Raw genomic sequence first — 16760 nt, forward strand, 5'->3', positions numbered from 1 at the left:
AAGGCTTGATCACAGGCTTGCTTGTAGTTTTGGAGGTGTAGGGGATGGAACACCCAGCGCTGGCAATACTCGACGGGTTCTAGCGGTTGGTGCAGGGTGCGACAGATGCCAGAGAGCACGGCCTGAATGTGGGCATCGCGAGACAGGGGCAGAGCAGCAGGGACGAAGTCACAAGAGCAACTAGCAATTTCGACCGCTTCCAAGTCTGACTCCTGGGCACATTCGAGACAATCTGGCTCCCAGGCTTTGCTATCGGACTGGAACTCTAGCTCGTAGTACCAGCCCATCGTAGATCCACCGTATTGCAGTCCCACGATGGTGCCAACTTCCCCGTTGTGCTTGAGCCTGACGGATTGATTGAAGCTGAACTTAGGGAGAGTCCAATCAGGGGGGAGGGTTAGGCTATGCATGGCTTTGCCTCCCGCAGTCCTAGGTCTGCTTCCTTTACGTCTTCGATGCCGCTACTCGTCGGGCTGCTGGGGTCTACCTCGATCAGGTAGGACCAGCCCACCCAGTCGAGGCTATTGGACATCGCCTCAGACATGCGAGGGGTGAAGTATTGCAAGCCGCGAATGATGCCGTAGTTGGGGCCTTGCTCTCCCCACTGCACTTGCTGCCCAAACTGAGACTTGGGCAGGGGTAGGTCGGAGGGGAGTCGGAGCAGGCGAGATGCTGATCTCTGGTTTTGGTGCATCAGGCCACCTCCCCCATTGAGTCACTCAGACGACGGTATTCTTTCTGGTCAATGTGACCTTGGTCGTAGAGTTCGTCATACATCAAGCCGATGACGAGGTTGGAGAGCCAGTTGTCCATGAAGCGCTTGCCTGCTTCTATTGCTGCCTCAACCGAGGGGTAGCAGATGTCATTGCTCATGAACTCGCCTTCTGAGGTCAGTACTTCAAAAGTGAAGCCACCTTGAGCCACCACAGGGCAGAGGTAGTGGGCTTTGTAAACGAGTCCGTAGAAGTGGAGGTATTTAGGCTGAATCAAGGTTGTGGCGCTCATCATCGCTCATACTCCTGCAAGGGCTTGGTTTTGATGGGCAGTAGGCGCTGCATGCCCTTCTCGAAGGACACGTACAGATGCTTGTATTCGTCGTTATTCAAGTGCTGGTGGTCTCGCAGCTCGATCAGCAGTTGCTGCATGGCATGGCTAGGGTTCGCCCGAGTGACGAAGTGCACAGCCGCCTGAATCGCATCAGCGGCAAAGTCATAAGAACTCTGGATGGTGGCAAAGTTCTTGCCTCTGGGATGCTTGGCCTGAGCACTCCAGCCGCCTTTGTCACAGGTGACGCGGATGAGCCAACCACGGTAGGGAAATTCGATGGCATCGTTAGTCATGGCTGTGCTCCCGGTATAGTTGGAACTCTTGAGTCAGGTCAGGCTTGCAGACAGGCTCTTGAGCCAGGGCTGCGGTTTCCTGGGCGATTTTGGCTTCAAACTGGGCTTTACGCTGAAGCTTCTGCTGGATCTCTTGAGCTGGGAGGTTATAGCAGTTGAAGCAGATTTCGCCCCAGTAGGTGCCAGAGTCGCTGTAGAGAGCGGCAATGACGCTAAACGGCTGAGGGCGAGAGTATTCGTCGCAGATGGGGCAAGAGCCGAACTCGACCCAAGCACCCAGACGAGTCAGTCTAAATTGCATGGCTCAGTCCCCCATCACAGAATGAATGGCGGAGTCAAGAATACTGACGTCGTCAGCGGTGTAGACATTGACCATGCGAGTGGTGCCCCCGACAAATTGCTCTCGTTTCTGAGGAGGGCGACCGTGACGAGCACGATAGAAGACAGCGGCAACCTGACCGATTCTGAGCAGTTGCTTGGTGTTGGGGTTGTAGCCCAGGTCGAGGCAGCGGTCTGAGATCGGTACTTCTAATCGTTTGGCTGGCTCTGGCTCTGCTACCTCAGTCAGTAAGGCAGAACTTTCAGGCAGTAGCCGCTCCTGCATGAGCAGATTCATCAACTGATCTTTGAGCAGCATCTTCTGACGGTCATCGAAGCCGCCGAGCTGGTTGCCAATTTCAACTGCTTCCTTGAGCAGAGTGAAGCGATCCGGCGAAGGAAGAGCAGGGGGTTCAGAAGTGGGAGCAAGAGCCGGAATAATGTGCTCTACTGCATCCAACAAAGAAGTTCTGATCGCTTTAGCAATTTCAGAGTCCCGCAGCAGCATGCCGAGACGCAGAGCAGCGCGAGGAGTCCAGATGGTGGCATTCACGCTTTTAGAAGTGAGTGATAAGAGATCACGCACTTCATTGAGAGCTTTACCCTTTAAGGTTTTCAGTCCATCTGCTTCAAACTCATCGCGATAAGTTCTGAGGAGCTGACGAGTATTTTCTGTAGAGACCTCATAGAACTCTGCTACTTGCTCTGTAGTTGCAAGCCCTACTCCTTGCCACAAGGCAAAGAACACAGCTTTAGTTTTGTTCAGTACTTCAGTCGCACGGTCATGGGATACCTGCGCTAGCTGATTATTACGTGCGGATTTAGACTCCACTAACACGGAGTCAGATACGATATTCATGGCTTCACCTGAGCTAAAGGGTTTTAGGTGGAGTGCAGAGGCGATCGCCAAACTTTCGACGGGGCGGCGATCGCTTCAAGCTTTCAATCTAAATGCATTCACTTCCTGCAAGACAAAACCAACTAAGTTAGTAGGCGGGGAATTTAGGAGGTTGGAGCAGGGTTGTTCGGTGCTTGGGTTATTGGGTTATTGGGTTGAGTATCGAGTCAGAAACTAGAGGCGCAGTTTCTGAAGTTTTTGATTCACGCCCTATTTGAGCAATCATCACTCCTCGCCCTCTTTTGCTGCGTCAGACTTGCGATCGCCGCCGTGTTGAATGGTGGGTTCAATCTCTATACCTTGCTGTTCCTCAAGGTATTTAGCAGCAAGCCAATTTAGCAAGGAGCCAATAGACCTACGCTCTTTTTTTGCCTGAGCCTTCAAAGGCTCATACAAATCAGGCTCGATGGTGAAAGTAAACCTTTGCCCCTTCATTTCCCAAGTACAAACCATTTATTACCTCGCTATTATCTGACGACACCATCAGTATAGCTACACCAGACATCAAAGTGTATCAGATTGACATCACTTGATTTTATGGCTTTAGGTGCTTCTCATCAGAACAAGTGATGACGTTTATGCATCAATCTGACATCACTTGATTTATAGTGGAAGTAGAGAAGGCGCTGCCCCTCCAGCCAAGAAGTAAGCAACGCCCTCTCTAAAGCCAACCTATTAAAAGGTCTTAACCACTATGGTATACGCACCCGATCGCGTCGAGTCAATCGCGCCTGTTTTTGCTGAAGAAGAGCGGGGCTCTGGTCGTGTTCAAGCTCAACTGGAACTCGAAACTTATTTAGAAGAGCAAGTCCGTTCGATCGCCCCTGCCAAGATCGACAGCCTCACCATCACCGATGGTTACACCTACCTCTCAGTGATGGATCAAGATCGCCCCATCACCAAGCAGCCCATCCGGTTAATTATCCAGCTCGAAGACTGCCAAGGTAATGAGCGCTTAGTTGATCTGGTCACTAACAACGATCGCTTTGCCTTCATCACCCGGATCATCCGTAACCACTTCGACTCGTGCTGGAAGATTTCTGAAACCTGGACTCCTGAAGACGGCTGCCCCTTCTAAATAAAAAACGATCGCTCCTTTATGTGCGGAAGGGGCGATCGCATTTTTGCCTTTACGAGGCTCTTTCATTCAATCAGCAAAGTTATGGAATTAGATCAGTACCCCAGCGCGATCGGCGCAGCCACCCAAAACAACGACCCCTTCTAAATAAAAAGCGATCGCACCTCCATCTACCCGGAGGGGCGATCGCACTTCATTAACTTACAGAAACTTACAGAGAAATCAGTAATTTCTGCTCTCAGATTACAGCGACTTCGATGGCACTTCAACCGTACCCTCACGCGATCGCTATAGCTGCTCAGGAGAATGGTTCAAAAAAACGATCGCTCTTCCATCTACCCGGAGGGGCGATCGCAACTGCTTCTTAATAATGCTCTTTCATTCAATCAGCAAAGTCATGCAATTAGATCAGTACCCCAGCGCGATCGCTCAGCAGTTCAAGAGAATAGCCACCCGTTCTAGCTAGTCCCAAAAAAACGATCGCTCCTTTGTATGCGGAAGGGGCGATCGCATTGTCTGTTGGAAATAACTTTCCTTGCTCACGTTACCCCGAAAGATTATGGACTTGGATCAGTACCGCCACAGTCTCCTCAGAGAACAGCCACTCTTGCTTAAGAGCCACAAAAAAACGATCGCTCCTGCATCTACCAAGAGGGGCGATCGCTCTAGATCTTCACTTCACAATTCATCAGTTGTATTAAATAATGCCCAGCTGTCCTGGAACTTTAACAGCCTTCCAGCAGCTCCGAAGAATGACTCCCCCGCTCAAGAAAAAGCGATCGTGCCTTGCCCTACAAATGCAGCGATCGCTCTAACAAGGAAATGCGTTCACTTACGTTACAGCGACTTCGATGGCACTTCAACCGTACTCTTACGCGATCAATCTTCTTAATTGATGAACTTAGAACAGCGATACCAAGCCGCGATCGCCTTTGTTTTACTGGTCGTCTTGCTGGCCTCTGGTATTGATGAACCGCAGCCAACCTTACCCCGGTACACACTCCCCTACGGAAGCATTCAACCATGAACCTTAACGAATATCCCCAAGCCATTGCCCAAGCTTCAACTCTCGTCAACGATCTGGAAGCTCAGATCAACCAAACCAAGCGAGTGATCACCGCAATAGAGGGCAGAGTTGATTCTCAAATTGCCTTTGGTGACTTCAAGAACGATCCTCAGCGCAAAGCAGCACGCTTTGATCTGCTCCACGGTGATGCTGACTACCAGGGAGCACTCTATAACCTCGGCCAACTGATTGCAGCTAAAGCCAAGGCAATGGTTGAGCTGGAGCTAATCCGCAATCGATATTCTGTCGCGAAGATTGAAGCCAGAGCTGAGATGGTGAGGCAAATTGCTGCTTTAGATTGCGCTGAATTTGTTGGCTTGTAGTTTCCCCAATTGGGGAAAAGCTCAAAATCCGAACTGTTCGGAATTTGAATGAGAGGCGATCGATGCTCTTGGTTTGAAGATCGGAAATTTTCCGATTTTGAGCAGGGGGCGATCGCTATCTTCAAGTCTCCATAATCCGAAAATTTCGGAATTTGAATGAGATGGGCGATCGCTAGCCATCCCTCAATCTTCCATACTCCACAAATTGCGGATTTTGATAGGGCGATCGCTCCTTCTGACACATCAATCAGACATTGCTAAAACCTAAACGGAGAACAAAGTGGCTAAAGTCAGACCTTGCACTGTATATGGTCTAACCTCATCAAAAGACGGCAAAATCCGCTACATCGGCCAAACCATCAGACCGTTAAAAGTGAGGCTACAAAAGCACATCTTAGAAGCGCAGTCAGATGGACAAACACCAAAGTCAAGATGGATCAGAAAGGTGCTTGAGCAAGGTTATACCATCAACATTTTGCCTCTCAAGGAAAATGCAACTCATCATGAAGACGAAATCAAACTGATTGCTGAGTATAGAGCTAGTGGATACGAGCTTTTGAACTTGGTAGACGGAGGTCAGGGCTGTTTGAATCCATCTCCTGAGCTGAGGACAAAAATGTCAGAGCGATGGAAGAAATATCATGCGAATCCATTAAATAGAAAGTTGCATATCCAGAAGTTACAGCAACAGTGGCAAGATCCCGACTTTCGCGAGCGAGTTCGTACAGCTTTGCTTAAGGTTCTTCAAAGCCCAGAGTATAAAGAGAAGATTAGTCGTAGCTCCCGCCGGATGTATGAGAAGAACCCTGCATTGAGAGAGCAGCGATCGCAGCAGTTCAAAAAGCTGTGGCAAAACCCGGAACATCGCAAAATGATCTCTGAGAAGCAACGCCAGAGAATGAATGAGCCTGAAGTCAAAGCTCGGATGGCGGAATCTCAACAGAAACGATGGTCTGACCCAGCAGCCAGGGAAGCAATATCCAAAAGGATGAAGGGACGCAAATTTTCCCCAGAAACGATCGAGAAGATGCGAGCGGCGGCCAAACGGAGAGTTGAGAATAATCCCGACCATTACAAGGGTGGACACAAGCACTCGGAAGAGTCCAGGCAGAAGATGAAGGAAGTTGCTCAAAAGCGTTGTGCCTTGCCAGAAGGCAAGCAGCAACTAGCAAATGCTCTGAGAAGCCGTTGGGAAAAATATCGAAAAACTAAAGGCAAGTAGCTACCTCCACACAACATCGAGCAGGGTTTCGACCCTGCTTTCTTGTGGGAATTCTGGCGCAGATATTCGGGCTCAATGAGCCACTTTCTTCCCGCTGGTAATGCCGAGGGAAGCCCAGCAAACAGTTATCCCTACGGTCAACATGGCACCCACAAGAATTGCAGACATTCTGGTCCCTGAAATTTGGACCCCATTCATGCAGGAGCGTTCTCGAGAGAAGAGCGCCTTGTTCCAATCTGGCATCATCCGCACCTCTGACGAACTCACTAGCCTAGCTCAAGGCGGTGGCAGCACCATCAACATGCCATTCTTTCAAGACTTGAGTGGCGACTCCGAAATTCTCAGCGATACCAACCCTCTAAGCGTCAACAAGATTACGACTGGCAAGGACATCGCAGTCAAGCATTATCGCGGTAAAGCTTGGGGCAGCAACGACTTGGCTCAAGCATTGTCTGGAACTGACCCGATGGCGGCGATCGCTGACCTAGTTGGTGGTTGGTGGGTGCGTGACATGCAAAAGATGCTGATTTCAACCCTGAAAGGTGTGTTTGCAGCAGCAACCATGTCTACAACTCACGTCCACAACATCGCGATCGAAGATGGTAATGCGGCAACTGATACCAACAAAATCACCGCCGAAACCACGATTGATGCCTTTGACAAGTTGGGCGACGAGATTGGGGCGCTTGAAGCGATCGCCATGCACAGCCGCTTGTATAACTCCCTGCTCAAGCAAAACTTGATTGAGTTTGTGCAGTTCTCTGAGCAAGGTCAGCGAATCAGCACCTATCTAGGCCGCACGGTGATTGTGGATGATGGCATGCCTCGTGTAGCGGGCTCTACCTCTGGCTATAAGTACACCTCCTACTTGTTCGGCACTGGCTCCCTAGCCTTTGGCGAAGGTAACCCCAACGTTCCTGTTGAGACCGATCGTGATTCCCTCCAGGGTGACGACTATCTGGTGAACCGTCGTGAGTTTATCCTCCATCCCGTTGGCGTGAAGTGGAAAGGCACTGCTTCTGGCACCTCACCCACTAATACTGAACTTGCTGTCGGTACCAATTGGGAGCGGGTTTATTCCGAAAAGAATTGCAAAATCGTTGCGCTCACCAGCAACGGGTAGGAGGTCAAGTAATGTCAATCACTGCATTTAATCGGATGCGTCGTCTAGCTGCTGAGCAAGCTCAAAAAGAGCAAGCCGCAGCAGAGCAGGCGATCGCCCCCACTTCCGAGGTTCCACCTCCAACTCCCGAAACTTCTACCTCTGAAGTTCCGCCTACTTCACCCGCTCCCACCGAGCCAACACCCAAGCCCGCCGCACGGAAAGCAAGCTAATGCCATTTGCCTCAACCACTCGCGATCGCGTCATGGGAGCCCTGGAGCTTCCGGTCACTGTCTATTACGTTCAGCGTGTTCAGGATGCTCTGAATCATGCTGAAGTTCATGGTGGCGAAGATGCGGTATCGAGAATTGAAGGCTACCTCGACAAGCACGAGGCTCAAGAATCCGCCTTAGATCAGGGAGCCTCTAGTGCTGGCTTGATCAAGGCAGACGTTCTTGAGTGGGCACCGGGGGGACAAACACAGGGCTACAAGTCAGGTATGGCAAGAACCAGGCGGCAAATTGCAAATGCTTTGTTGCTTAGCAGTCTGGTCCGAGGAAATGGCGTGAGGTTAGTGAGATGACTTCACCGTTTGCGGCGATCGCCAACGCTACTATTACCTTCCAAATCCCTGCTGGAGGTACTGCCACAACCGATGACGTGGGCAACGTCGTAGTTGCGACTGCCCCCTTGGAAGTTGTGGTCTATCTCAAAAAGCTGAACCTACAGTCGGCTTCTCGAATTCGTCCATTACCAGGTTTAGACGACAAATCAACCTATTACGAGGGCTACGCTGTCAGCCCCATGCAATTACCTCCAGAGGTCAAGACTGGGGCAAAAGCTCCAGCAACGCTGGGGAGAGAGTCAGGCTTTTTCCTTCTAAATGAGGTAAATGCCGACTTTGGCTCAAGTGGGATTGGCGCAATTTTAGAGGCCACGACTGGAACCAAAATTGCTGGTTGGTTCATGTTCTGAGTCCGCGAACTACAACCTTTTATTTCAGGCATATCATGAACACCAACAACGCCATACTCAGAACTATTGAGCACAACTCGGAGCGATCGCTGGGACGCAGAGGCGGAACCCGCATCACGACTACCGCAGCCGTAACAGGCAACTTTGGCGCAATCAAAGCTCTTAAGGACACCACAATCAGTGCTGCCACAAGCAATATCACCAACCTAGCTGGTGCTGTCCTGCTAGCTGGGGACGTACTGCCTGGAGTTTTTACTTCTATCGCAATCGCGTCGGGCGGCGATCTCGTTGCCTATAACGCCTAATGTTTACGTTAGGGATTAGGCTAAATTCCCGTCGAGCAAGGGGCTTGGGAGGAAGTGGAATTGTTCAGCCTGCGCAAACGGGTTTAGTAGGCTACTTTGATGTTCCCAATTCTTCTAGAACTGTTAGCCCTGTGACAGGTAAGGTTCCGCAATGGAATACTCTGGCAGGTTCTAGCAATGCAGTTCAGGCAACAGTAGCGGATCAGCCCAAAAACCTTGGTGATGCGTTCTTCTCGGAGGGGCTGAACTCTGGGTGGAGTATTTCAGTTCCTATCGATCGCCGTTCGTTCTCGATCTTCCTGGTAGTTAAAGCGACGGCTCCCGGAGTTCAGCAAATCTTGCTAACAACCGGATCGATTGCTTTTCAAACTCAGTTCAACGGCGGCAAATTTCAGCTATACGATGGGGCAGCATTTGTTGATAGTGGGTTAACCGTTTCGAGCGGCTATCAGTTATACGGCGTCTCCTCTAGTGCTACATCCCTAGATTTCTATGTGGGTAATTTGTCAGCGTCAAGGTCAGCGCTATCGGCGGGAAGTCACACACTCACAAATATGTTCAACTCTGGGGCAGATTTCAGCTTCAGAGGTTACGTGAAAGCAGTCCTAATTTATAATCGCCCGGTTGCGATCGCAGAAGTTAAAGCCTACCTAGATGCAAAGGTTGCTCAAAGCAATCCTGCCTACTCCTTGCCTACTCTCAAGAGAGTGCTGTTTGATGGCAACAGTTTAGTGAGAGGATTTAGGGCTACCAATGCCGACACAAATTTTCCCGGTCAATGCCTAAGCTCCCTAGGATCTGAATGGCATGGTTTCAATTTTGGGGTGGACGGACAAATCACGCCAAACATGACCGCTGACGCAGCAGTTCAAGTCGATTCTCTGAAGAGAGCGGAATTAACAAAAGATGTTGTTGTTGCGTGGGAGGCTACAAACGATTTGTTTTTTGGAGCATCCGCAGCGACCGCTTTCAGCAACCTCAAGGCTTACTGCCAAGCCCGGAAAGCAGCAGGTTTTAAAGTTGTAGTGTTGACTGTTTTACCTCGAAGCTCGGCAGGTACGCCAGCGGGCTACGAAGCCGCAAGGCAGGCACTTAATTCAAGCTTGAGGGCTGATTTTAATGTTGCCTCTGGCTCCACAAATGTCTTACTACCTGCACCAGGGATTGCTTACGCTGACGCACTAGCTGATGTTGCGGCAGACACAAGAATAGGAGATGCAGGAGATGAAGCCAATGCCACATATTACTTTGCTGATTTAGTTCATTTGAATAACACGGGTTATGGAATTGTTGCTGCGATCGCAAAAGATGCGGTTTTAGCTGTTTAGCGCGATCGCTCCTAGACAAATACGGATTTAACTCAATTGTCTTCCTGCTAGGGGTTTAGGGCATATTTGTTTAGACCCTATGCAGACAAAAGCATGAGCATCATCAACAGGCAGCAGCAACTTATTGATCAACTACAAGACCAACTAGAGCAGCGTGGCACTCTTAAGATTTTTCCTGAAGGAGTGCCTGAGGTGGAATCACTTGCGCTTGCCTTATTACGGGCGATCGCTGGCCTCAAGGAGTTGCTATCTATCCCTATGGTTCGAGAGAGTGGGAACCTCACGATTGTGGGCAATGAAGTTGAGCATGTCTTTGACAGTGAAACCTACAAGCTGCTGAGGGACGTTGTCAACATCGGACTAGAATCCCCCGACCAAGCACAGTATCAACTCAATCTAATCGCGAGGATTTTAGGAATAAATGGGAATCAAACTGAACTTGGGCAAGCTGAATGAGGCGATCGCTGAAAGCTTTGAAGCGACGGTAGATGCCTATGCGGAGCAGTGCCAAGTAGAAATCACTTCGGATAAGTGGGACTGGCCTAGAACAACTCATCGACAGAACGGCGAGATTGTGAATTCGCCGAGATCCATCGTTGATACAGGTGAACTACGCGATAGCCAACAGGAGCCCGAATATCTCGACGATAATACCGCTGTGATCGAGTGGACCGCCCCGCATGCCTTAGAGGTACATAACGGCATCGTGGAGAATGGCATTCTCAAACCATCAAGGCCGTGGACGGAGACTGCGTTGCAAGAAATCGACCTAACTCAGGTAATGAGTGAGGAGCTGCGCGATCGCCTCTAACTTTTCCCCAATTGGGGAAACGCCATAAGGGAACGCTGAAACATCCTCAAGCCTTCCCTGCTGTCGTGAATATCAATGAATTAAGAGAAGAACTAGAAACCTTATTGGTGGCTGAACTGGGAACCTACAAGCTCCCAAACAACACAACAACACCTGCCATCTATGTGCTCGACACCGGGGGCAACGTCCCAACCGATTGGAAGGCGAACGGACTAGAGTGCATCATTCGCCGCAGTCCTACCAGCCGCAACACCAACGGCAGCACCTTCGACGGCACACGATTCAACAAGAACTGGCAGATCTATTTGTTGCAGCGCGATACTGGGCCACACACTTTAGAGGCTGCTGTGTCACGGATTGAGCGCTATTTTTCTGGGGTGAGATCGTTTGCCCTACCAGTGGCAGAACAGCGTGGGGTAAAGGAGCAATATTCAGTCCGTATTCCTGATAGTGAAGATTGGGAAGATCGACTTGCTTAAAGAGCAAAAAATAAGCCCCCAGTTGGGGGCTTTGCTTTAGGTCAGGTTGGGCTGATTCTATTCAGCGATCGCAACTTCCTCAACTTCAGCTTCTACTTCTGCGGGTTCTGCCTCAGGTGCAGGTTCCACTTCAGGAGATGCTTCAACAGGTTGCTCTACGAGTTGAGATGCAACGGGAGCGGACAGTTGAGCGATCGCATCATTCAACTTGTCAATCTTCTGTGCTAACTCCGTGAGAGCAGCATCAGAGCCTTCAATCAACTGAGTATCCTTCTCCTGAATTAGTGCTTCGGCAGCTTCTAGATCAGCTTCTAGGCGTGCAATGTACTGGTCTTTTTCGACTAGTTTTTCGTTTTGGTTGGCGATCGCGAGATCTCGTTGACGAATCACATTGCCGAGCTGAGAAACGCTAGCGGTCAGGCCATCAAGAGCTTGGGATAGGAAAACGGCGTTAGCCATAGTTTGTCCTCGTTGTCCTTGTAAGAATCGCCTCAGCATTCCTACCAATGTAGGAACTATCGCTCCGATCAATATCCAGATCTGGAGCACTTCCATATATGCCCAAGAAATTTCAGACGGGCGCTGGCGACAAAATCAAAGTATTTGTTGCTTTGCTGCCTTTAGGCGATCGCACCGAACCCGTCAACGTAACCGTTACAACTGGCTCAGGCGGCATCACTGCTAGTTCTACTTCTCTCGCTGTCGCTGCTCTATCAGGGGGGATCGCGGCTTGATGATAGGTCATTGAAACTCTTAGTATTTAGAAGAATAGTGGCTTAAAACTAATTCACCTCTAGGCCTTTGCCCATAAAAGTTTGAGGGTTTAAGCTCGAAGATAAATTATTTCTTAATTGAAGTCCTACTTTAAGAAAATCTAGCCATAAAAAAGCCTCCGGTTCGACTGAATCTGGAGGCTAAATGTTGTTGATTTGGCTTCTTAAATTATGAACTCAGCGATCGCTTTAGGGAAGTAAAGAGGGGTAAAGTGGGTGAAGCATTTAAGTTTCGTAGCTTCGGCTTCTGGTTGAGATCAGGCTGTTCCAGCCAAGAAGACCGGTTGAATGACTAGATTATTTCCTATATCGCAAAAAGACCGATTGAATGACTGGAATATTTCTTAGCCGATCCATATTCTTAACTAGATAGAGTGCTGTTGCCGCAAGGAATGAGTAAGGAATCAGTACTGCCAAGACTTGCTCAATTACTGCTGTGTTTTTGATTCCAATCAAATTTATGCCAAACCAAGGTGCAGCAACTGAAAGTATGCCGATCACAAAGAATGACACCATTGATGGCCCAAACATTTCATCGCGGGGTAATTGTCCTGTCCAGAGAGCAGTCTCCCAGTTCATCACAAACCGCCCAAGCTTTTTATTAATACGAGCCTCTACATCTGCTGCCAAGAAGTAGCCCACTCGATGAGCCCGCATAGCTTCTCCAGCCCAAGACAATAGTATGAAGATACAAATCAATGGAATTGCACCGGAGAAGACAGCATAGATTATGGTTCTGCTTTCTTCTGGCTTTTCAATAGTGAGAGAACCAGCAACCAGTGCAGCGATTGCTGTTAAGCCTAATAGTGTAATTTGAGTTCGGTTATTGAGAGTTTGCAAGCTCTCCTCTCGGAGAGTTTCATACTGTGTAATTAATGCACCTAATTCAGCGGCATCTCTCTCATCCCAATCACGGTGTCTATCGCCCTCTTCAAGGCGAGCTGATAGGTTTGCCATTCTGGCATAGTCACTACGCCTACGTTCTGCAAACAGTGACAAAAGCCTTTGTAACTCAACTTCATCTACTTCCGTTGAGAGGTCGAAATCATGGGACTCATGTGAGCCTGGAGGCTCAGTAGAAGGAGAAGCGGTGGTTGAGCTAGGCGCGTTGGGATCGCTCATGGCTTGGTCAGGACTTCCAGTGGGATCTTTCGAGCTAGGCGCGTTGGGATCGCTCATGGCTTGGTCAGGACTTCCAGTGGGATCTTTCGTCATAACTCGCTTTCTCCAGTTAATCTTGAACGATTGCTCCTGCCAGGAAACTATCAGCCTCAATAGTTTACCTGCCATAGCTTCCCACTAAAAACCTAATTCTGCTTCACTTAAATTCTCTCGATTAGCGACCGCTCAGAAGAAAGTAAGAGGGGCGATCGCCCCACTGATTAAGCCCTCTCAGTAGAGCGATCGCCTTACCTATAAAGTGCCCACATACCTTACTGAAGGCTCTTTTTGCTGTTGTTGTGGCTGAGAGAATCGTTGCTGGAGCGATCGCAATTTTGGCTCCTAAAAGGCAGCGGTTCTATCAGCTCAGAGCATCTTCAACGGAGCCGTTTGTTTGAGATGCGGTCCAAGGGCTCTCTCGTCTGGCGGGTTCCCTTGCGATCGCTCTTAAAGGACAGGGTGAGGGTAATGTAGCTTCCAACTCCCACTTTGGCGAGGTCAGCAAAAGTGTGGCGAATATCCTTATCAACACAGGCCAGGGCAAATAAACCGGACCCCAGACCTATGACGACGAAGGAAAGCATATCATTCTTGCTGAAGGGGCGGCACTGCTTGCGTTGAGACATGACTCAAACCTCTTAACTAAATTGCTTGAATTCACTATCTCAAGCGGGTTTGAGAGCTTGCGATCGGACTTAGCCTGACTTGGCAGACTTAGCCTGACTTTTCTACAGCGCTGCGATTAGACTAGCTGTGGAAGTTTGAAATGTAACCGATGCAACCCTTACCTCGTGACTTTCTGACTGAAATGGCTCGCAAGTATAGCTTGTCCCCTGAGCAGGAAGAAGTTTTTGTGGAGCGATATAGCAGAGATGAGGAAAAGGAAAGCGATGTTGCAGTTGCTCAATTGCTCAAGATTGCCGACAGTACTTTCCGCAGTCGGATGACCGGGGTGTACAAAAAGTTCAGCATTGCGGGGCAAGGAAGGGGAAAGTCTTATCGACTCTGGGCATTTTTGAATCGAGCGCTTCAGCAGAGTGACCCAGCCGCAATCAAGCAAGTTCAACACCAGAATATTGATCAGCAAGTTCAGAGCCTCCGCCAGGTACTGCACTCCCTGATTCAACAACGGTGTAGCACCATGCGAGTGCTGAATATGGAACAACCGATCGGCCTGGGAGAAATCTATACCGATGTCAACATCCTGGAAAAACTAACTGCGAATCGACGATTGGAGGTCACAGAACTGCTAGAAGCGTGCCTGATTCAAAACTCGAAGGATTTTGACCGTTTTGGATTGGGGCGAGTAACCGAAAAGCGGGTACCTGGTCTAGAAGCAGTTCGACGGCATAATCGATTGATGGTTCTTGGGAGGCCAGGGGCTGGAAAAACAACGTTTCTCAAGTATCTGGCGATCCAATGTATTGAAGGCACTGATTTTGCAACTCAAGTCCCTTTCTTCGTCACCTTGAAGGAGTTCGCAGAGTCTGGAGGGCAGCCAAGCTTACTGGAGTGCTTGGAGCAACTAGTATCAGACCAAAGCATTAGCTCGTTAAGGGATGCACTCGAAGCCGGAAGAGTATTGGTTTTGCTGGATGGCTTAGATGAGGTTCAAGGACAAGATAGTAGCCGAGTGATTCGGCAAATTCGGGGATTTGCAGAGCGGTTTCACACAAGCCAGATCATTGTTACCTGCCGGATTGCAGCCAAATCTTACACGTTTGAGCAGTTTACCGAAGTCGAGGTTGCTGATTTTGATGAACCCCAGGTCAGGACTTTTGTGCAGAAATGGTTTCAATCCAAAAAGCCAGAAAGAGCAGCGAAGTTTCTACAGCGTTTAGAAGAAAATCAACCGACTAAGGAACTGGCAAATAATCCCCTGCTACTTACGTTGCTGTGCTTGATCTTTGAGGAGAAAGGGAAGTTCAAGGCCAATCGCTCAGAGCTGTACGAGGAAGGACTGGAGTTGCTGCTTGAAAGGTGGGACAACAAACGTGAAATTGAGCGAGACCAGATTTACAAAGAACTCTCGATTCGCCGGAAGGAAGATTTGCTAAGCAAGCTAGCACTGGCAACGTTTGAAACTGGCAACTATTTCTTTAAGCGTCGGGAAGCTGAGGAGCAAATCCAAATATACATTCGTAACCTGCCGGATTCGCAAGCCAATCCAGATGCTTTAGAGGTGGATAGCAAGAAGGTTTTGCGCTCCATCGAAGCGCAGCATGGGCTTTTGACTGAGCGTGCTGTTGATGTGTACTCCTTCTCCCATCTGACGTTTCACGAATACTTTGTAGCCCGTGAAATTAAAGAGACCAATCAGTTAAAGATTCTGGTCAAGTACGTCACTGATAAACGCTGGCGGGAGGTATTTCTGCTGACGGCAGGAATGCTGCGATGTGCTGACGAGCTAGCACAGTTGATGAAACGGCAGATTGACTCCCTCCTGGCAACTGATCCCCACCTACAAGATTTTCTTCACTGGGTGCATCAAAAATCCCAGTCAGTGGATACCCCCTACAAACCCGCTGCTATCCGCGCCTTCTACTTTTCTCAAGCCCACAATTTCCCCCGCCGCACCCGCGCCCGCACCCGCGCCCGCGCCCGCGACCGCGCCCGCACCGTCACCCTCACCTACGACCGCGCCCGCACCCTCGACCGCACCCTCGACCGCACCCTCGACCGCACCCTCGACCGCACCCTCGACCGCACCCTCGACCTCGACCTCGACCTCGACCTCGACCGCACCCTCGACCACACCCTCGCCCTCGCCCGCATCCTCGCCCGCAATCCCGACCTCGCCATCGCCCTCGCCCGCCACCCCGACCTCGACCTCGACCGCGCCTGTACCCTCGATCGCGAATTACAGCTGATGCTCCAGCAGCTTCAAGAGCAGCTACCAAACTGTGAAGATTGGGCTGCTTTGCAGCAGTGGTGGAAAGCCAACGGTCAAGACTGGACTGAACAACTAAGAACTGTGATGGTCAAGTACCGCAATATTGGTCATGATTGGCAATTTAGTAATAACCAAAAGAATTTGCTCCAACGGTACTACGACGCAAATCTTCTCCTAGTGGATTGCCTTAACAGCGATTGCTACATCAGTTGGGAGGTGCGGGAGGAGATTGAGGCAACCTTGCTTTCGCCAGTGAGTCAGCAAGGGATGAGAAATGAGGAGTAATTCTGGGCAACTGGCGCGATCGCACGCTAATTCGATGCTTCGGTCAGTTTTCCGAATTTTGGAAAAGCAGAAGGAGCGATCGCTGCTGTGATTCTTAATTGAGCAAACTTCGATATTCAGAAAATTTCTGATTCTGAATATGACAAGGGGCGATCGCGCTACCAAGTCTTTGCCCCCCTTAGTCGTGCGATCGCCTTACCTCTAAGGTGCCCAATCGTGCCCCATGAAGATCCCTTGAAGTGCCGTTGTTAGTGCTGGTTGGGGTGGTTTTCGTGAGTGGGCTAGGTGCTGGGATGCTTGGTAGAGGGGGTGATCGGATTTTTGAATTGGTTTGAATTGGGCTTTTTGGGCCTTGATCCCGTGTAGGTAGGGTTTGAGTCAAAAGGGGCCAATTCAAAAGTTG

At 49.8% G+C, this 16760-nt stretch carries 28 protein-coding genes; 17 read left to right on the forward strand and 11 right to left on the reverse strand.

Features of this window, described 5'->3' with window-relative positions:
• The 6 genes from NDA01_RS28110 to NDA01_RS28135 form a co-directional block, all read right to left on the reverse strand.
• On the reverse strand, window positions 1–410 hold a 410-nt coding region (locus NDA01_RS28110; protein ID WP_431193551.1), incomplete at its 3' end, for a hypothetical protein.
• Window positions 398–694, reverse strand: a complete 297-nt coding sequence (locus NDA01_RS28115; RefSeq protein ID WP_348230621.1) for a hypothetical protein — start codon at window positions 692–694, stop codon at window positions 398–400. The genes NDA01_RS28115 and NDA01_RS28110, both read right to left, overlap by 13 nt.
• Window positions 694–1008: a hypothetical protein gene (locus tag NDA01_RS28120; RefSeq protein ID WP_348230622.1), complete on the reverse strand. Its 315-nt coding sequence runs from the start codon at window positions 1006–1008 to the stop codon at window positions 694–696. The genes NDA01_RS28115 and NDA01_RS28120 overlap by 1 nt, the downstream gene beginning before the upstream one ends.
• A complete protein-coding gene (locus tag NDA01_RS28125) occupies window positions 1005–1340 on the reverse strand; it encodes a hypothetical protein (protein ID WP_348230623.1) in 336 nt (111 codons plus the stop codon). The genes NDA01_RS28120 and NDA01_RS28125 overlap by 4 nt, the downstream gene beginning before the upstream one ends.
• The gene (locus NDA01_RS28130) at window positions 1333–1641 is read right to left on the reverse strand and encodes a hypothetical protein (protein WP_348230624.1); all 309 of its coding nucleotides are present in this window, start codon (window positions 1639–1641) and stop codon (window positions 1333–1335) included. Before NDA01_RS28130 ends, NDA01_RS28125 begins: the two co-directional genes overlap by 8 nt.
• Before the next feature lie 3 nt (window positions 1642–1644).
• Window positions 1645–2517 carry a hypothetical protein gene (locus NDA01_RS28135; RefSeq protein WP_348230625.1) on the reverse strand — a complete coding sequence of 291 codons (873 nt, stop codon included), beginning with the start codon at window positions 2515–2517 and terminating at the stop codon, window positions 1645–1647.
• On the opposite strand from NDA01_RS28135, the gene NDA01_RS28140 reads away from it, so the two are divergent.
• A complete protein-coding gene (locus tag NDA01_RS28140; protein WP_348230626.1) occupies window positions 2516–2734 on the forward strand; it encodes a hypothetical protein in 219 nt (72 codons plus the stop codon). The genes NDA01_RS28135 and NDA01_RS28140 overlap by 2 nt on opposite strands.
• A gap of 47 nt (window positions 2735–2781) precedes the next feature.
• Here NDA01_RS28140 and NDA01_RS28145 read toward each other — a convergent pair whose 3' ends face one another.
• Entirely contained in the window at window positions 2782–3009 is a 228-nt protein-coding gene (locus tag NDA01_RS28145; protein WP_348230627.1) for a hypothetical protein, read from the reverse strand.
• 241 nt (window positions 3010–3250) lie between these two features.
• On the opposite strand from NDA01_RS28145, the gene NDA01_RS28150 reads away from it, so the two are divergent.
• The 14 genes from NDA01_RS28150 to NDA01_RS28215 all read left to right on the forward strand — a co-directional run bounded on the left by NDA01_RS28150 (window position 3251) and on the right by NDA01_RS28215 (window position 11245).
• Window positions 3251–3634 carry a hypothetical protein gene (locus tag NDA01_RS28150; RefSeq protein WP_348230628.1) on the forward strand — a complete coding sequence of 128 codons (384 nt, stop codon included), beginning with the start codon at window positions 3251–3253 and terminating at the stop codon, window positions 3632–3634.
• 559 nt (window positions 3635–4193) lie between these two features.
• The gene (locus tag NDA01_RS28155) at window positions 4194–4526 is read left to right on the forward strand and encodes a hypothetical protein (RefSeq protein ID WP_348230629.1); all 333 of its coding nucleotides are present in this window, start codon (window positions 4194–4196) and stop codon (window positions 4524–4526) included.
• Window positions 4527–4529: 3 nt separating this feature from the next.
• Window positions 4530–4661, forward strand: coding sequence for a hypothetical protein (locus tag NDA01_RS28160; protein WP_348230630.1), 132 nt, complete (start codon window positions 4530–4532; stop codon window positions 4659–4661).
• Window positions 4658–5023: a hypothetical protein gene (locus tag NDA01_RS28165; RefSeq protein WP_348230631.1), complete on the forward strand. Its 366-nt coding sequence runs from the start codon at window positions 4658–4660 to the stop codon at window positions 5021–5023. Before NDA01_RS28160 ends, NDA01_RS28165 begins: the two co-directional genes overlap by 4 nt.
• Before the next feature lie 280 nt (window positions 5024–5303).
• On the forward strand, window positions 5304–6245 hold the full coding sequence (locus tag NDA01_RS28170) for an NUMOD3 domain-containing DNA-binding protein (protein WP_348230632.1): 942 nt from the start codon (window positions 5304–5306) through the stop codon (window positions 6243–6245).
• Between the two features lie 196 nt (window positions 6246–6441).
• A complete protein-coding gene (locus NDA01_RS28175) occupies window positions 6442–7368 on the forward strand; it encodes a major capsid protein (RefSeq protein ID WP_431193552.1) in 927 nt (308 codons plus the stop codon).
• Between the two features lie 11 nt (window positions 7369–7379).
• Window positions 7380–7580 carry a hypothetical protein gene (locus NDA01_RS28180; RefSeq protein WP_348230633.1) on the forward strand — a complete coding sequence of 67 codons (201 nt, stop codon included), beginning with the start codon at window positions 7380–7382 and terminating at the stop codon, window positions 7578–7580.
• On the forward strand, window positions 7580–7930 hold the full coding sequence (locus NDA01_RS28185) for a hypothetical protein (protein WP_348230634.1): 351 nt from the start codon (window positions 7580–7582) through the stop codon (window positions 7928–7930). Before NDA01_RS28180 ends, NDA01_RS28185 begins: the two co-directional genes overlap by 1 nt.
• Window positions 7927–8322, forward strand: a complete 396-nt coding sequence (locus NDA01_RS28190) for a hypothetical protein (protein WP_348230635.1) — start codon at window positions 7927–7929, stop codon at window positions 8320–8322. Before NDA01_RS28185 ends, NDA01_RS28190 begins: the two co-directional genes overlap by 4 nt.
• 35 nt (window positions 8323–8357) lie before the next feature.
• The gene (locus tag NDA01_RS28195) at window positions 8358–8627 is read left to right on the forward strand and encodes a hypothetical protein (protein WP_348230636.1); all 270 of its coding nucleotides are present in this window, start codon (window positions 8358–8360) and stop codon (window positions 8625–8627) included.
• A gap of 44 nt (window positions 8628–8671) precedes the next feature.
• Window positions 8672–9955: an SGNH/GDSL hydrolase family protein gene (locus NDA01_RS28200; protein ID WP_348230637.1), complete on the forward strand. Its 1284-nt coding sequence runs from the start codon at window positions 8672–8674 to the stop codon at window positions 9953–9955.
• 93 nt (window positions 9956–10048) lie between these two features.
• Window positions 10049–10411 carry a hypothetical protein gene (locus NDA01_RS28205; protein WP_348230638.1) on the forward strand — a complete coding sequence of 121 codons (363 nt, stop codon included), beginning with the start codon at window positions 10049–10051 and terminating at the stop codon, window positions 10409–10411.
• Window positions 10377–10766, forward strand: a complete 390-nt coding sequence (locus NDA01_RS28210) for a hypothetical protein (RefSeq protein ID WP_348230639.1) — start codon at window positions 10377–10379, stop codon at window positions 10764–10766. The genes NDA01_RS28205 and NDA01_RS28210 overlap by 35 nt, the downstream gene beginning before the upstream one ends.
• A gap of 65 nt (window positions 10767–10831) precedes the next feature.
• Window positions 10832–11245: a hypothetical protein gene (locus tag NDA01_RS28215; protein WP_348230640.1), complete on the forward strand. Its 414-nt coding sequence runs from the start codon at window positions 10832–10834 to the stop codon at window positions 11243–11245.
• Between the two features lie 57 nt (window positions 11246–11302).
• On the opposite strand, the gene NDA01_RS28220 is transcribed toward NDA01_RS28215, so the two are convergent.
• Window positions 11303–11704: a hypothetical protein gene (locus tag NDA01_RS28220; protein ID WP_348230641.1), complete on the reverse strand. Its 402-nt coding sequence runs from the start codon at window positions 11702–11704 to the stop codon at window positions 11303–11305.
• Window positions 11705–11802: 98 nt separating this feature from the next.
• On the opposite strand from NDA01_RS28220, the gene NDA01_RS28225 reads away from it, so the two are divergent.
• On the forward strand, window positions 11803–11979 hold the full coding sequence (locus NDA01_RS28225) for a hypothetical protein (RefSeq protein WP_348230642.1): 177 nt from the start codon (window positions 11803–11805) through the stop codon (window positions 11977–11979).
• Window positions 11980–12315: 336 nt separating this feature from the next.
• On the opposite strand, the gene NDA01_RS28230 is transcribed toward NDA01_RS28225, so the two are convergent.
• Window positions 12316–13233: a hypothetical protein gene (locus NDA01_RS28230; protein WP_348230643.1), complete on the reverse strand. Its 918-nt coding sequence runs from the start codon at window positions 13231–13233 to the stop codon at window positions 12316–12318.
• Between the two features lie 323 nt (window positions 13234–13556).
• Window positions 13557–13805: a hypothetical protein gene (locus NDA01_RS28235; RefSeq protein WP_348230644.1), complete on the reverse strand. Its 249-nt coding sequence runs from the start codon at window positions 13803–13805 to the stop codon at window positions 13557–13559.
• Window positions 13806–13954: 149 nt separating this feature from the next.
• Between NDA01_RS28235 and NDA01_RS28240 the strand changes: the two genes are divergently transcribed.
• Entirely contained in the window at window positions 13955–16357 is a 2403-nt protein-coding gene (locus tag NDA01_RS28240; RefSeq protein ID WP_348230645.1) for an NACHT domain-containing protein, read from the forward strand.
• A gap of 178 nt (window positions 16358–16535) precedes the next feature.
• Here the strand turns inward: NDA01_RS28240 and NDA01_RS28245 are convergent.
• The coding region (locus NDA01_RS28245; protein WP_431193553.1) for a hypothetical protein at window positions 16536–16760 on the reverse strand (225 nt) is incomplete at its 5' end.

This window comes from Trichocoleus desertorum AS-A10 (assembly GCF_039962155.1).
Lineage (GTDB): Bacteria > Cyanobacteriota > Cyanobacteriia > FACHB-46 > FACHB-46 > Trichocoleus.

Coding starts and splice junctions, on each gene's coding strand:
- NDA01_RS28205 (WP_348230638.1), top strand. CDS start 10,049: ATGAGCATCATCAACAGGCAGCAGCAACTTATTGATCAACTACAAGAC.
- NDA01_RS28160 (WP_348230630.1), top strand. CDS start 4,530: ATGAACTTAGAACAGCGATACCAAGCCGCGATCGCCTTTGTTTTACTG.
- NDA01_RS28180 (WP_348230633.1), top strand. CDS start 7,380: ATGTCAATCACTGCATTTAATCGGATGCGTCGTCTAGCTGCTGAGCAA.
- NDA01_RS28235 (WP_348230644.1), bottom strand. CDS start 13,805: ATGTCTCAACGCAAGCAGTGCCGCCCCTTCAGCAAGAATGATATGCTT.
- NDA01_RS28190 (WP_348230635.1), top strand. CDS start 7,927: ATGACTTCACCGTTTGCGGCGATCGCCAACGCTACTATTACCTTCCAA.
- NDA01_RS28225 (WP_348230642.1), top strand. CDS start 11,803: ATGCCCAAGAAATTTCAGACGGGCGCTGGCGACAAAATCAAAGTATTT.
- NDA01_RS28220 (WP_348230641.1), bottom strand. CDS start 11,704: ATGGCTAACGCCGTTTTCCTATCCCAAGCTCTTGATGGCCTGACCGCT.
- NDA01_RS28135 (WP_348230625.1), bottom strand. CDS start 2,517: ATGAATATCGTATCTGACTCCGTGTTAGTGGAGTCTAAATCCGCACGT.
- NDA01_RS28120 (WP_348230622.1), bottom strand. CDS start 1,008: ATGATGAGCGCCACAACCTTGATTCAGCCTAAATACCTCCACTTCTAC.
- NDA01_RS28175 (WP_431193552.1), top strand. CDS start 6,442: ATGCAGGAGCGTTCTCGAGAGAAGAGCGCCTTGTTCCAATCTGGCATC.
- NDA01_RS28125 (WP_348230623.1), bottom strand. CDS start 1,340: ATGACTAACGATGCCATCGAATTTCCCTACCGTGGTTGGCTCATCCGC.
- NDA01_RS28195 (WP_348230636.1), top strand. CDS start 8,358: ATGAACACCAACAACGCCATACTCAGAACTATTGAGCACAACTCGGAG.
- NDA01_RS28165 (WP_348230631.1), top strand. CDS start 4,658: ATGAACCTTAACGAATATCCCCAAGCCATTGCCCAAGCTTCAACTCTC.
- NDA01_RS28150 (WP_348230628.1), top strand. CDS start 3,251: ATGGTATACGCACCCGATCGCGTCGAGTCAATCGCGCCTGTTTTTGCT.
- NDA01_RS28145 (WP_348230627.1), bottom strand. CDS start 3,009: ATGGTTTGTACTTGGGAAATGAAGGGGCAAAGGTTTACTTTCACCATC.
- NDA01_RS28140 (WP_348230626.1), top strand. CDS start 2,516: ATGGCTTCACCTGAGCTAAAGGGTTTTAGGTGGAGTGCAGAGGCGATC.
- NDA01_RS28240 (WP_348230645.1), top strand. CDS start 13,955: ATGCAACCCTTACCTCGTGACTTTCTGACTGAAATGGCTCGCAAGTAT.
- NDA01_RS28210 (WP_348230639.1), top strand. CDS start 10,377: ATGGGAATCAAACTGAACTTGGGCAAGCTGAATGAGGCGATCGCTGAA.
- NDA01_RS28185 (WP_348230634.1), top strand. CDS start 7,580: ATGCCATTTGCCTCAACCACTCGCGATCGCGTCATGGGAGCCCTGGAG.
- NDA01_RS28115 (WP_348230621.1), bottom strand. CDS start 694: ATGCACCAAAACCAGAGATCAGCATCTCGCCTGCTCCGACTCCCCTCC.
- NDA01_RS28130 (WP_348230624.1), bottom strand. CDS start 1,641: ATGCAATTTAGACTGACTCGTCTGGGTGCTTGGGTCGAGTTCGGCTCT.
- NDA01_RS28230 (WP_348230643.1), bottom strand. CDS start 13,233: ATGACGAAAGATCCCACTGGAAGTCCTGACCAAGCCATGAGCGATCCC.
- NDA01_RS28155 (WP_348230629.1), top strand. CDS start 4,194: ATGGACTTGGATCAGTACCGCCACAGTCTCCTCAGAGAACAGCCACTC.